Source organism: Shinella zoogloeoides (assembly GCF_022682305.1).
Lineage (GTDB): Bacteria > Pseudomonadota > Alphaproteobacteria > Rhizobiales > Rhizobiaceae > Shinella > Shinella zoogloeoides_B.
The window spans coordinates 2,272,236-2,285,267 of record NZ_CP093528.1; the positions used below are offsets into that span (position 1 = coordinate 2,272,236).

The 13,032-nt window shown below is 66.1% G+C and carries 9 protein-coding genes; 3 read left to right on the top strand and 6 right to left on the bottom strand.

Annotated elements, in window-relative coordinates; translation table 11 throughout:
- The first annotated feature begins 34 nt into the window (after positions 1-34).
- Positions 35-2,497 carry an ATP-dependent helicase gene (locus MOE34_RS11465; RefSeq protein WP_242216901.1) on the top strand — a complete coding sequence of 821 codons (2,463 nt, stop codon included), beginning with the start codon at positions 35-37 and terminating at the stop codon, positions 2,495-2,497.
- A 28-nt stretch (positions 2,498-2,525) separates the two neighbouring features.
- Here MOE34_RS11465 and MOE34_RS11470 read toward each other — a convergent pair whose 3' ends face one another.
- The 3 genes from MOE34_RS11470 to MOE34_RS11480 all read right to left on the bottom strand — a co-directional run bounded on the left by MOE34_RS11470 (position 2,526) and on the right by MOE34_RS11480 (position 6,559).
- Positions 2,526-3,719, bottom strand: a complete 1,194-nt coding sequence (locus MOE34_RS11470) for a DUF2778 domain-containing protein (protein ID WP_242216903.1) — start codon at positions 3,717-3,719, stop codon at positions 2,526-2,528.
- Between the two features lie 251 nt (positions 3,720-3,970).
- Positions 3,971-5,389, bottom strand: coding sequence for an amidase (locus MOE34_RS11475; protein ID WP_242216904.1), 1,419 nt, complete (start codon positions 5,387-5,389; stop codon positions 3,971-3,973).
- Positions 5,390-5,464: 75 nt separating this feature from the next.
- On the bottom strand, positions 5,465-6,559 hold the full coding sequence (locus MOE34_RS11480; RefSeq protein WP_242216906.1) for a hypothetical protein: 1,095 nt from the start codon (positions 6,557-6,559) through the stop codon (positions 5,465-5,467).
- A gap of 178 nt (positions 6,560-6,737) precedes the next feature.
- Here MOE34_RS11480 and MOE34_RS11485 point away from each other — a divergent pair, with 178 nt between their 5' ends.
- Complete coding sequence (locus tag MOE34_RS11485) at positions 6,738-7,520, top strand: DUF1194 domain-containing protein (protein WP_242216908.1); 783 nt, start codon at positions 6,738-6,740, stop codon at positions 7,518-7,520.
- 99 nt (positions 7,521-7,619) lie between these two features.
- Complete coding sequence (locus tag MOE34_RS11490; protein ID WP_242216909.1) at positions 7,620-7,856, top strand: hypothetical protein; 237 nt, start codon at positions 7,620-7,622, stop codon at positions 7,854-7,856.
- A 58-nt stretch (positions 7,857-7,914) separates the two neighbouring features.
- Here MOE34_RS11490 and MOE34_RS11495 read toward each other — a convergent pair whose 3' ends face one another.
- From MOE34_RS11495 to MOE34_RS11505, 3 genes are read right to left on the bottom strand one after another with little or no spacing between them, the layout of a single operon-like run.
- Positions 7,915-8,535 (bottom strand): TetR family transcriptional regulator, encoded by a 621-nt coding sequence (locus MOE34_RS11495; RefSeq protein WP_242216911.1) that lies wholly within the window; start codon positions 8,533-8,535, stop codon positions 7,915-7,917.
- 6 nt (positions 8,536-8,541) lie between these two features.
- The gene (locus MOE34_RS11500; RefSeq protein ID WP_242216913.1) at positions 8,542-11,676 is read right to left on the bottom strand and encodes an efflux RND transporter permease subunit; all 3,135 of its coding nucleotides are present in this window, start codon (positions 11,674-11,676) and stop codon (positions 8,542-8,544) included.
- Positions 11,677-11,687: 11 nt separating this feature from the next.
- Entirely contained in the window at positions 11,688-12,980 is a 1,293-nt protein-coding gene (locus MOE34_RS11505; protein ID WP_242216915.1) for an efflux RND transporter periplasmic adaptor subunit, read from the bottom strand.
- Positions 12,981-13,032: the final 52 nt, after the last annotated feature.

Below are 13,032 nucleotides of genomic sequence, written 5' to 3' on the forward strand. Positions count from 1 at the left end.
GGCCTTTCGGGACCGAATCACTACATTGAGCCGCATGACCAGCGGTTACGACGACATTCCCTTCTTCGACGAGGACCCGCAGCTCGGCGCAAAGCCCGCGGCGCCAGCCAGGCCGGCCAGCGGCGGCGGTATCGCCGCACGCGCCATGGCGGCCCGCGACGCGCACCGCGCGCCTGATTATCTTGCCGGCCTCAATCCCGAGCAGCGCGAGGCGGTCGAGACGCTGGACGGTCCCGTGCTGGTGCTCGCCGGCGCCGGCACCGGCAAGACGCGCGTGCTCACCACCCGCATCGCCCATATCCTCGCCACCGGCCGCGCCTTCCCCAGCCAGCTTCTCGCGGTGACCTTCACCAACAAGGCGGCGCGCGAGATGAAGGAGCGCATCGGCCTTCTCGTCGGCGGCGCGGTCGAGGGCATGCCCTGGCTCGGCACCTTCCACTCCATCGGCGTAAAACTCCTGCGCCGGCATGCCGAACTCGTCGGCCTCAGGTCGGATTTCTCGATCCTCGACACCGACGACGTGGTGCGGCTGATCAAGCAAATCCTGCAGGCCGAGAGCATCGACGACAAGCGGTGGCCGGCCAAGCAGTTCGCCGGAATGATCGACACCTGGAAGAACAAGGGCCTCGACCCGGCGCAGATCCCGGAAGGCGACGCCCGCGCCTTCGCCAATGGCAAGGGCCGCGAACTCTACCTCGCCTACCAGAACCGCCTGAAGACGCTGAACGCCTGCGATTTCGGCGACCTCCTGCTGCACCCGATCCGCATCTTCCGCGCCCATGCGGACGTGCTGGCCGAATATCACCAGAAATTCCGCTACATCCTCGTCGACGAGTACCAGGACACCAACACCGCCCAATATATGTGGCTGCGCCTGCTCGCCCAGCGCCCGAAGGGCACGCCGCAGAACGTCTGCTGCGTCGGCGATGACGACCAGTCGATCTATGGCTGGCGCGGCGCGGAAGTGGACAACATCCTGCGCTTCGAGAAGGATTTTCCGGGCGCAAAGGTCATCAAGCTGGAGCGAAACTACCGCTCGACGGCCCATATCCTCGGCGCCGCTGGCCATCTGATCGCCCATAACGAGGACCGGCTGGGAAAGACGCTCTTCACCGACCGGCACGACCCCGACGACGACAAGGTCGTCGTGCATGCCGCCTGGGATTCCGAGGAAGAGGCCCGCGCCGTCGGCGAGGAGATCGAGCAGCTTCAGCGCAAGCAGCACAAACTGAACGACATGGCGATCCTCGTGCGCGCGTCGTTCCAGATGCGCGAATTCGAAGACCGCTTCGTCACGCTCGGCCTCAATTACCGCGTCATCGGCGGCCCGCGCTTCTATGAGCGGCTCGAAATCCGCGATGCGCTCGCCTATTTCCGCCTCGTCAGCCAGCCGGCCGACGACCTCGCCTTCGAGCGCATCGTCAACACGCCGAAGCGTGGTCTCGGCGACACGACGATCCGCAACCTGCACGACTATGCCCGCGCCCGCGATATTCCGATGCTCGCCGCGGCGGCCGATATCGTCGAGACGGACGAGCTGAAGCCGAAGGCGCGCAAGGCGCTCTTCGACGTCGTCACCGATTTCCGCCGCTGGCAGACGCTCCTGGAGACGATGCCGCATACCGAGTTGGCGGAACAGATCCTCGACGAGAGCGGCTACACCGCCATGTGGCAGGCCGACAAATCGGCCGAAGCACCGGGACGCCTCGAAAACCTCAAGGAACTGATCCGCTCCATGGAAGCCTTCGAATCCATGCGCGGTTTCCTCGAGCATGTCTCGCTGGTCATGGATGCCGAGCAAAACGAGAATCTCGACGCCGTCTCGATCATGACGCTGCATTCGGCCAAGGGCCTCGAATTCGAGACCGTCTTCCTGCCCGGCTGGGAAGAAGGCCTCTTCCCGCATCAGCGCTCGCTCGATGAGGGCGGCCGGTCCGGACTGGAGGAGGAACGCCGCCTCGCCTATGTCGGCATCACGCGGGCAAAACGCCGCTGCCACATCTGGTTCGTCTCGAACCGCCGTATCCACGGCCTGTGGCAATCAACCCTCCCCTCCCGCTTCCTCGACGAGCTGCCGGAAAGCCATGTGGAAGTGGCCGCGGTGGAACAGTCCTATGGCGGTTACGGCCGCGGCGGCTACGGCCAGTCACGCTTCGACAAGCAGGAGCCGTTCCAGAACGCCTATTCGACACCCGGCTGGCGGCGCGCGCAGGCGAACCGCACCGAGGCGACGCGCGACAACTGGGGTTCACGCTCTGGCCATGCCGTCGAGCGTATCGGCTATGGGGAAAGCGGCCCGCGCGCCCGTACCATCGAGGGCGAGCTGGTCGCCAAGTCGACCATGAGCGAGCCGTCGAAATTCTCGGTCGGCGACCGGGTCTTCCACCTGAAGTTCGGCAATGGCAACGTGGCGGCGATCGAGGGCAACAAGCTGACGATCGACTTCGACCGCGCCGGCCAGAAGCGCGTGCTGGACGGCTTCGTCGAGCGGGTGTGACGAGGCCGCAGGCGGCCCCGCCGGGAAATCACGCGCCGGCCTTGCGATAGAGCGCGGCGAGCTGCGTGCGGGACGACGGCAGTTCCGGCACGACGACCAGCATGGTGACATGACCGCGCTTGAAGGCGTTCAGGAACGGCTCGTAGTTCTGGAAGGCGACGCAGCCGTGCGAGCCTTTCTGGCCGCGCAGGAGGTTCGTGTGCGTCAGCAGGCCCGTGCGGTTCTTCGGATCGCGGCCGTCGACCGAGAGCATGCGGATCGCCTCGACGCCGTGGAAGCGCCGCTCGCGCATCCGCAGGCGATAGATGCCCGCCGGCGTCGGACCGGTCATCTTGACGTGCTCGTAATTCGGGTTGTCGCGCATCTTGCCGATGCCGGAATGGGCGCGCAGCTTCGTGCCGTCGGGCATGTGGACCGTCGCACTGGAGACGTCGTAGATCGCCACCTTCGTGCCCTTGCCCGGCCAGCCCTTGCCGCCGCCCTTGCTCTTGAACAGATCGCCGAACAGCGAGCGCTCGGGCTTGACGAGAGCGACGTCTTCCTTGTCCTTATCCTTCGCGTCGTCGGCCTTGGCGCGCGCGACGGGCTTTTCCTCCACCGGCTTGCGCTCGAGGGTGACGGTCTCAAGCGCCGGCCTTGCCTCCGGCAGCGGGATTTCTCCGAGGATCGTGTCCTCGTCCGCTTCCGTTTCCGGCTTCTTCATGACGAGGCCGAAGGGCTGGATATCCTTGCGCGCGGAGGTGTCGCTTGGCAGCAGCGCCGTTACCAGCGTCGGCTGGCCGCTGATCGCCTTCTCCTGCTCCACCGAGCGTTCGGCGCGGGCGAACGCAGCCTCCAGCATCAGGGCCTTGGCCTTCTCGCGCTTGACGGCGGAGGCGAGCTGGACGGAAATCCGGCGCTGGTGCGCGGCCTGGATCGCCTCGGCGGTCAGTTGCTTCTGGCGGATCTCGCTTTCGGACGGCTGCGAAAGCCGCGAGAACTTCGCGACCTTCACCATACGCCCGGTGCGGCCCTCCTGGAGCGCCGCGGTTTTCAGATGGAGGGGACCGGCAATGGTCTTCTTGCCTTCCGACAGGGAAGAGGCCGCATCCTGCATCGCGCCGAGCGTCGAGACGACGGCCCAGGCGGACCCGGCAATGACGCCGCAGGCAAGCAATGCGCTGAAAAGGAGACCCCGACGGGACTTCGACGCGGAACGCGCGGAACCGTATACAGACGCCATGATACTCGTTACCCGATACTCGTTACTCGACGCGGCCGCGGAAATCACGCTCCGAAAGCCGTTACGCAGGCGGCAGGCGGAACGCGACGTCCCGGCTCTCTGCCGAACGAGCAAAGAATGACGAAATATGGTAAGCAATTCCTAAACGGCGCCTCATGTTTTTGCAGGAAACCGCCGGGCGGTCCTCGACACCCGGCAAGGCGTGCCTGTCATGATAATGCGGCGATGGCGTGTCGAAAGTCCCAGACTCCCTAGAACTGGGGATGCCGGGCGAGCCAGTCGGTCGCCTTTTCATAGGCCGCGGCCGCCGCGAGCACGTCCCGGTCCGCCCGCGCGGGGCCGACGATCTGGATGCCGGCGGGCAGCCCGTTCGCTCCGAAACCGGCCGGCATTGCGGCAACCGGCAGCCCGGCCAGCGTCGGCCCGATCACCACCTCCATCCAGCGGTGATAGGTATCCATCGTCCGGCCGCCAACGGTCTTCGGCCAGTCGATCCCGGCATCGAAGGGGAAGACCTGCGCGGAGGGCAGGATGAGGAAATCATAGGTCTCGAAGAGGCCCGCGATATAGCGGTGCCAGTCGCTTCGTCCGAGCGAGGCGACATGCACGGCCGTCGCCGGCAGATCACGGCCGCTCTCGATCTCCCAGATCATCTCCGGCTTCATGCGCGCCCGCCGCGCCGGATCGGCATAGTCCGCCGCCTGCCCGTTCGAGACGAGGAAGTGGTGGAGCGTCAGCCAGACCTGCCAGAGCCGTGCCATGTCGAAGCCCGGCGGCACCTCCTCCACCGAACATCCGAGCCTGCGGAAGACGTCGAGCGACGCCCGGCAGAGGTCCAGCACGCCGGGTTCGAAGGGAAGATAGCCGCCGAAATCGCCGAGCCCGCCGATGCGGGCGCCGGAAAGGTCCCTTGCTCCGGTGACGGCGAGGTCTTCGTCCAGAAGGGACAGCGGGTCGCGCGGATCGTGCCCGGCCTGCGTCGCCAGCAGCGCCGCGACATCGGCGACCGTGCGCCCCATCGGCCCGTTGACCGCAAGCTGGCCGAGAAACAGTTCATTGCCGAGCGAGGGTACACGGCCGAAGGACGGGCGGAAGCCGACGACGTTGTTGAAGCCGGCCGGGTTGCGCAGCGAACCCATCATGTCGCTGCCGTCCGCGACCGGCAGGATATGCGCGGCAAGCCCCGCCGCCGCGCCGCCGGACGAACCGCCCGCGCTCTTCGTCCTGTCATAGGGGTTGCGCGTCACGCCGAAGACAGGGTTGTAGGTATGCGAGCCGAGGCCCATTTCCGGCGCATTGGTCTTGCCGATCACGATAGCGCCGGCGGCGCGGATACGCTCGACATGGATATCGTCGTAATCGGGCACGAAATCCGCGTAGTTTGCCGAGCCGAAGGTGCAGAGGATGCCCCTGGCCTCGGAAAGGTCCTTCACCGCGAAGGGCATGCCGTGCAGCCAGCCGCGATAGTTTCCCGCCGCAAGCGCCCTGTCGGCCTCTTCCGCCTCGGCAAGCAGCGCCTCGGCCGGCCGCAGGCTGACGATGGCGTTGATCAGCGGATTGATCGCCTCGATGCGGGAAAGATAGGCGGCCATGACGCTGCGGCAATCGAGCCGGCGTTCGGCGATGGCGGCGGAAAGGGCAAGGGCGGAAAGGTCGGTGATGTCCTGCAAGGTCGGCTCCGGCGGTCGGCTCCTGCAAGAGCTAGCAGGCGGCAGGGCCGAACGCCAGCCCACCCCGCGCGCCTATCACGCCGCGCGCCGCGCCTCCAGGACCTCCGCCGCCTCCAGCAGCGTGGCGAAGAGATAGGAGATCTTGTCGCTGCGCGTCTCGCCATACCAGATCTGCGGCACCATCACCCGGAAGCGGCTTTCAAGAAGATCGGCCAGCGCCTCGGTATCCCCCATCCATTCGAGCGTGTCGGCATAGAGGTTCATCACGCTCGGCGCGGGAAACCGGGCAAGCAGGTCCTCGAAGCCCTGCTTGACGAGATCGGGATCGCACAGCGTATCGGCCAGTTCGTGGTCGCCGACTTCGGTATTCGCCTGCTGGATCAGCGCATAGAAGCCGAGACCGAAGCGGTCCCTGGTCAAGTCCGCCGCCCGGCGGGCGAAATTCTCCAGGTCGTGCTCGTCCCGCCCGAGCCAGCGCGGCATGATCATGCGGGCATGGGAACGGCAGAGGTCGATATTGTAGCGGTCCATCAGCCAGGCTCGCTCGAAGTGCGCCTTGAAGGTATCGAAATCGCCCGTGTTGGCCGAGCGGCTATAGTCGCTCATCCGCCAGCTGAAATCCGCCGGATCGGGATGGCTGTCGAGCACGGTGTCCGCCTCGCCGAGCAAGGCCTCGTAGCCCTGCCACTGGTCTCCCTGCACATCCCGCGCCCAGGCCGTCCCGCGCCGCACGAAGGCCATCGCGCGCAACGCATCGGCATAGGTGGCGGCGGAAAAGGCGGAGGGGCTGCGGTGGAAGAACTCCCGGAAAGGCGCCAGCTCGTCCCCGGAAGGACGCGCGCTCTCCTCGTCATCCGGCAGGGCCATGAATGGCTCGAGGAACCAGTCCTTCACCAGCGCGTAAAGCGGCTTGCCGTTGGACGCGATGACGCCGCTCGCCCGGGCCGCCTCGAAGGCGCGATGAAAGGTCTCGAAATCGCCGTCACGCCAGGCCGCGCGCATGGCGTCGCGCTGGCCGTTCAGCTCCGGCAACTCGTCATGCAGTTCGAAGAGACACAGATCGTAGTCATGGACAAGCTGCTCTTCCAGCGACAGCGGCTCCTGCGGCGCACTGTTCCCTCGGCCTGACAGCCTCTTGCGCGCTGCGGCGAGTATGCTTCTGAAGCTCATATGGACCCGTCCCCCTGCCCGAGCGCCTGCGGGCACCCGCAATCACAGGTGCAGAGACCAGACGGCTCCACACCCCTCGCTATTCGCCCCTATCACCGATTTTTGAAGAATGCGCGCCCTTTCCGTACGCCACCCATGATACATTGCCGGCAGCGTATGCACGGGATGGGTGGCGATCATGCTGACGACGCTTGCCTTGCTGATTGGCCTGACGGCCGCCGCCGCCGTTTCCGGCGAAGAGGTGGACGTGGAACTGGTGCTGGCGGTTGATGTCTCCCGCTCCATGGATATCGAGGAAGCCGAGGTGCAGCGCGCCGGCTACGTCAACGCGCTGCGTCACCCCGATTTCCTCAATGCCGTGCGCGGAGGGCTAAACGGCCGCATCGCCATCACCTATTTCGAATGGGCCGGCACGATCAGCGACAGCGCGCACATCCCCTGGCAGATTATCTCCGGCCCCGGGGAGGCCGCGGCCTTCGCAGCGCTTGTGGAAGCCCGCCCCATCGCCATGCGTCGCGGCACCTCGATATCCGGCGCCATCGCCCATGGAGCAAGTCTCTTCGACGAGAACGGCTATAGCGGCCTTCGCCGCATCATCGACATTTCCGGCGACGGACCGAACAATTTCGGCGCGCCCGTCACGCCCGCCCGCGACATGGCGACGGCGCTCGGCATCGTCATCAACGGCCTTGCCATCATGATCCGTCCCTCCGCCGCCTTCGGCTCGCTGGACGACTACTATTCGAACTGCGTCATCGGCGGCCCGGGCGCCTTCGTCCTGCCAGTGCACGATCCGGAAGACTTCGCCGTCGCCATCCGCCGAAAGCTCATTCTTGAAGTCAGCGGCGCCGAACCGCCCACCCGCGTGATCCGCACCGCCGGCCCCGCCTACGATTGCATGATCGGCGAGAAACTGCGGCCGGGCGCCATGGAGCGCTTTTTGCCCGAACAGGGCAGATAGGCTTGTTCCTGCGGGAACAGCATCCCCCTCTCCCTCCTGCCAAAGTGAGCCTACGGGATGAGACCACTCATCCTTTCACCGGAAGAGAGGAGACTGAAAATGCGAAAGTTCATCATGTCCGCCATCGTCGCGACCGTCGCAGCGGTATCCTTCGCCGCCCCGTCACAGGCCGGCGGCCTCTATATCGACATCGGCGGCGGCCACGGCTGGGGTGGCCATCATCACGGCTATGTCAGCGATTATTACGGCCACCATCGCCACTGCCACTGGAAGAAGATCAAGCGCTACAACAAGTGGGGCGAACTGGTCATCAAGCGCGTGAAGGTCTGCCGCTAAGCGACTCCGCCGGCATGGATTTCAGGCAAGGAACCCGGCTGCCCACAGCCGGGTTCTCCTATCTGACGGCGGACGCGTCGAAACTGGTGAAGAGCCGGCGCAGCGCCTCCCCGCCCTCGGCCACTATATCGAAGCGGCGGCCGAAGCGCAGCCATTCCGAGCACAGCCCCTTGATGACCCAGCGCAGCATGGACGCGGCCGCGTGCGGGGTCCAGGCCGCGCAAAGCCGGCCCTGCCGCTGCGCCCTGGCGAAGGCCGCCTCCAGCGTCTGCATATGCTCGTCGTCGATATCGTTCTGGCGCTCGGAGATGCGGGCGAATTCGCCCGTCGCATCGCAGCGCAGAAGGATCGTCAGGATGCGCTGGCGGTGCTCGTCCGCCGCCAGAAGCTCGATCCATTGCCTGCCGACCCGTTCGAGAAGGCCGAACACATCGACATTCTCCGCCTCCAGCTCGCGGGCGATCAGGTCTTCCTGCGGCAGGGGCAGCGAGTCGGAGAGTTCCAGCACCAGGTCCGCCCGGTTGGCGAAGTGCCAGTAGATGGCGCCGCGGGTCACCCCCGCGGCGCGCGCCACATCCTCCATCGAGGCATGGGCGACGCCTTTTTCGTAGAAGACCTTTTCCGCCGCCAGCAGGATCTGCTGGCGGGTTTCCTTGGCCTCCGCCTTGGTCCGGCGCATGGCGGCTTACTCTGCCGGGCTTGCAGCCGGAACCGGCTCCTCCTTCTTCTTCCCGTAGCCGACGAGCTTCATCACGAAGACGAAGAAGACCGGCACGAAGAAGATGGCGAGCACGGTGGCGGTGATCATGCCGCCCATCACGCCGGTGCCGATGGCGCGCTGGCTGCCCGAGCTTGCGCCCGTGGCGATGGCGAGCGGCAGGACGCCGAGCGTGAAGGCGAGCGATGTCATCAGGATCGGGCGGAAGCGCAGGTGGCAGGCCTCGACGGTCGCGTCGATCAGCGACCGGCCCTGCGACATCAGCTCCTTGGCGAACTCGATGATCAGGATCGCGTTCTTCGCAGAAAGGCCGATGATCGCGATGAGACCTACCTTGAAGTACACGTCGTTCGACATGTCGCGCAGCGTCACCGCGACGACCGCGCCGATCACCCCGAGCGGCACCACGAGGATGACCGCGAAGGGAATGGACCAGCTCTCGTAGAGCGCCGCAAGGCACAGGAACACCAGGAGGATCGACAGGCCGATCAGGATCGGGGCCTGCGAGCCGGACTGGATTTCCTGCAACGACTGGCCCGTCCACTCATAGCCGAAGCCCGGCGGAAGCTGGGCCGCGAGCCGCTCCATCTCGGTGATCGCGTCACCGGTGGAGAAGCCCGGCTTGGTGTCGCCGCTGATGCGGATGGACGGATAGCCGTTGTAGCCCACGGTCTGCGTCGGCGCCTTCACCCATTCGGCAGTCGCGAAGGCCGAGATCGGCACCATGCCGCCCTTGGCGTTGCGGACGTTGAGGTTGAGGAGGTCGGCGACCTGCATGCGCTCGCCCTGATCCGCCTGAACCGTCACGCGCTGCATGCGCCCGGAGTTCGGGAAGTCGTTGACATAGGTCGAACCGAGATTGGTCGAGATCGTCGAGTTGATGTCGGCGAAGGTCACGCCGAAGGTGTTGGCCTCCTCGCGGTCGATCACGATGTTGACCTGCGCCGCATCCGGCATGCCGTCGAAGCGCACGCCCGTGACGACGTTGCTCTGCGCGGCAAGGCCGAGAAGCTGGTCGCGCGCGGCGGCAAGCGCCTCGGCGCCGAGGCCGGCGCGGTCCTGCAGCCGGAAGGAGAAGCCGCCCGTCGTGCCGAGGCCCTGGATCGGCGGCGGCGACAGCGCGAAGCTGATCGCGTCCTTGATCTGGCTCATCGCCATAGTGGCCCGGCCGGCAATCGCCTGCGCGGCGTGTTCCGGCCCGCGCTCGCTCCAGTCCTTCAGCGTCACGAAGGCAAGGCCCGCGTTCTGACCTGCGCCGAAGAAGGAGAAGCCGTTGATGCCGACGATGGTGTCGACGGCCGGCTCCTGGCCGAAGATCTTCTCGGTCTGCGTGAGGACCTCGTCCGTGCGGTGGCCGGTCGCTTCCGAGGGAAGCTGCATCATGACAATCACGAAGCCCTGGTCCTCGTCCGGCAGGAAGGAGGTCGGCAGCTTCACGAACATGTAGCCGAGGCCCGCCAGGATCGCGAGATAGATCACCATCACGCGGCCGGTGCGGCGCACGAGCCAGCCGACGCTGCCGCTATAGGCCCGAGACGTCCTGTCGAAGCCGCGGTTGAACCAGCCGAAGAAGCCGCGCTTGGCGTGATGATGCCCCTTGGGAACCTGCTTCAGGAAGCTGCCGGCAAGCGCCGGGGTCAGCGACAGGGCGAGGAAGGCCGAGAACAGGATCGAGACGACCATGGTCAGCGAGAACTGCTGGTAGATGACGCCAACCGCGCCGGGGAAGAAGGCCATCGGAATGAACACCGAGGCGAGCACCAGCGTGATGCCGATGACGGCGCCGGTGATCTGCTTCATCGCCTTGCGGGTCGCTTCCTTCGGCGGCAGCCCCTCTTCCGACATGATGCGCTCGACGTTCTCCACGACGATGATCGCGTCGTCCACGAGAATGCCGATGGCGAGCACCATGGCGAACATGGTGAGCACGTTGATCGAGAAGCCCATGGCATACATGACGGCGCAAGTGCCGAGCAACGCGACGGGCACGACGAGCGTCGGGATGATCGTGTAGCGGATGTTCTGCAGGAACAGGAACATCACGAGGAACACGAGGCCGACGGCTTCGAGCAGCGTGTGCAGCACCTTCTCGATGGACACCTTCACGAAGGGCGAGGTGTCGTAGGGGATCGAGTATTCGAGGCCCGGCGGGAAGAACCGCGACAGCTCGTCCATACGCGCCTTGATCGCCGCGGAGGTCTCCATGGCGTTGCCGGTCGGGGAAAGCTGCACGCCGATGGCGGCGGACGGCTGACCATTGAGGCGGGTCGAGAACGAATAGGTCTCGCCGCCCACTTCGACACGCGCGACGTCGCGCAGGCGCACGGCCGAGCCGTCCGCATTGGCGCGCAGCACGATGGCGCCGAACTCTTCCGGCGTCGTGAGCTGGCCCTTGATGTTGACGGGCGCGGCGATCTGCTGGGTGATCGGGTTCGGCTGGGCGCCGATGCTGCCGGCCGCGATCTGCGCGTTCTGCGCCTGCACGGCGGCGGTCACGTCGGCCGCGGTGAGATTCAGGCCGAGCATCTTGGCCGGATCGAGCCAGACGCGCATGGAGCGCTGGGTGGCGAAGAGCTGCGCGCGGCCGACGCCGGGCACGCGCTGGATCTCCGACAGGATGTTGCGGTTGAGATAGTCGCCGAGGCCGATGGCGTCCATGGAGCCGTCGGTGGAGGTGAGCGAGACGATCAGCAGGAAGCCGGAACCGGCCTCCTCGACCTGCACGCCCTGGCGGCGAACCGAGTCGGGAAGGCGCGGTTCGACGCGGCTGATGCGGTTCTGCACGTCGACCGAAGCCTGGCTCGGATCGGTGCCCGGCGCGAAGGTGATGTTGATTTCGGCCGAACCCGAGGCGCTCGAGGTCGATTCGAAATAGAGCATGCCCTCGACGCCGTTCAGCTCATCCTCGATGAGCTTGGTGACGCTCTGGTAGGTGTCCTGCGAGGACGCGCCCGCATAGGACGTCGAGACCGAAATCTGCGGCGGGGCGACGTCCGGATACTGCGCGATCGGCAGCAGAGGGATGGAGATGATGCCGGCGATCATGATGAAGATCGCGACGACCCAGGCGAAAATCGGCCTGTCGATGAAGAAACTGGGCATCGTCCGGATCCTTACTTCGCCTGCTCGGTCGTGGCGGCATCGCCGCCTTCGGCCTTGCCGGCTTCGTCGGCCTTGGCCTCGCCTGCCTTGGGTTCATCTGTCTTGGCTTCATCGGCCTTGGCCTCGCCGCCCTGCTTGGCGGCATTGGCGACGGCGTTCGGGTCCCATTCGGAGGGAACGACCTCGCCGCCCGGCTGGACCTTCTGGAAGCCCTCGACGATGATCTTCTCGCCGTCCTTCAGGCCGTCGGTGATCACCCAGCGGGTGCCGGCGGCGCGGCCGACATGTACCGGACGGGGACCCGCCTTGTTGTCGGCGGAGACCACATAGACCAGCGCGCTGCCCGACGCATCGCGCTGGACGGCCTGCTGCGGAACGAGGACCGCGCCCTTCTCGACGCCCTGCTCGACCTGCACGCGCACATACATGCCCGGCAGAAGGTCGCCTTCCGGGTTCGGGAATTCGCCGCGCAGCGTCACCTGGCCGGTCGATTCGTCGACGGCGGCTTCCGAGAACAGGAGCTTGCCCGGATGCGGGTAAGCGGAACCATCGTCGAGGAACAGCTTGACGTCGGCCGAATTGTTGTCGGCCATCAGCGCACCGTCCTTCAGCGCCTTGCGCAGGCGGATAAGGTCCGTCGCCGACTGGGTGAAGTCGGCATAGACCGGGTCGAGTTGCTGGATCGTGGCGAGGTTTTCCGTGCCGTTGGTGGAAACCAGCGCACCCTCGGTGATGAGCGCGCGGCCGATGCGGCCGCTGATCGGCGCCTTCACCTCGGTATATTCGAGGTTGAGCTTGGCCGTCGCAAGGCCGGCCTGGGCAATGGCGACGTCGGCGTCGGCCTGCGCCAGCTTGGCGATGGCGTCGTCATAAGCCTGCGCGGAGGCGACGTTCGACTTCTTGAGCTGCTCCTGGCGCACGGTGTCGTTCTTCGCCTGGGCCTGGACGGCCTCAGCGCGGCGCAGCGTCGCCTCGGCGCTGTCGACCTGCACCTGGAACGGCGCGGGATCGATGCGGTAGAGCACATCGCCTTCTTTGACCAGCGAGCCTTGCTCGAAGACCCGGTCGACGACGATGCCCGAGGCCCGCGGGCGGACTTCGGCGGTACGGGTCGCGGCAATGCGCCCCGGCAGCTCGTTGGTGATCGGCACGTCCTCGGCCTTCACCGTGAGAACGGCCACCTGCGGCGGCGGAAAGGCGAAACCCTCCTGCGGAGCCTGCTCTTCCTTGCAGCCCGAAAGGGTCAAGAGGGCGCCAAGGGTCGCAATCGAAATCGGTCTCGTGAAACGCATGGGTTCTTCCATAAGCGGCGCCGGCAACGGGGCGGCAGGGTGCTGAAAACGAATAGATGCGGTG

Excerpts from the sequence above, each read along its gene's own strand:
- MOE34_RS11465 (WP_242216901.1), top strand. The coding sequence starts at position 35 with ATGACCAGCGGTTACGACGACATTCCCTTCTTCGACGAGGACCCGCAG.
- MOE34_RS11470 (WP_242216903.1), bottom strand. The coding sequence starts at position 3,719 with ATGGCGTCTGTATACGGTTCCGCGCGTTCCGCGTCGAAGTCCCGTCGG.
- MOE34_RS11480 (WP_242216906.1), bottom strand. The coding sequence starts at position 6,559 with ATGAGCTTCAGAAGCATACTCGCCGCAGCGCGCAAGAGGCTGTCAGGC.
- MOE34_RS11485 (WP_242216908.1), top strand. The coding sequence starts at position 6,738 with ATGCTGACGACGCTTGCCTTGCTGATTGGCCTGACGGCCGCCGCCGCC.
- MOE34_RS11490 (WP_242216909.1), top strand. The coding sequence starts at position 7,620 with ATGCGAAAGTTCATCATGTCCGCCATCGTCGCGACCGTCGCAGCGGTA.
- MOE34_RS11495 (WP_242216911.1), bottom strand. The coding sequence starts at position 8,535 with ATGCGCCGGACCAAGGCGGAGGCCAAGGAAACCCGCCAGCAGATCCTG.
- MOE34_RS11500 (WP_242216913.1), bottom strand. The coding sequence starts at position 11,676 with ATGCCCAGTTTCTTCATCGACAGGCCGATTTTCGCCTGGGTCGTCGCG.
- MOE34_RS11505 (WP_242216915.1), bottom strand. The coding sequence starts at position 12,980 with ATGGAAGAACCCATGCGTTTCACGAGACCGATTTCGATTGCGACCCTT.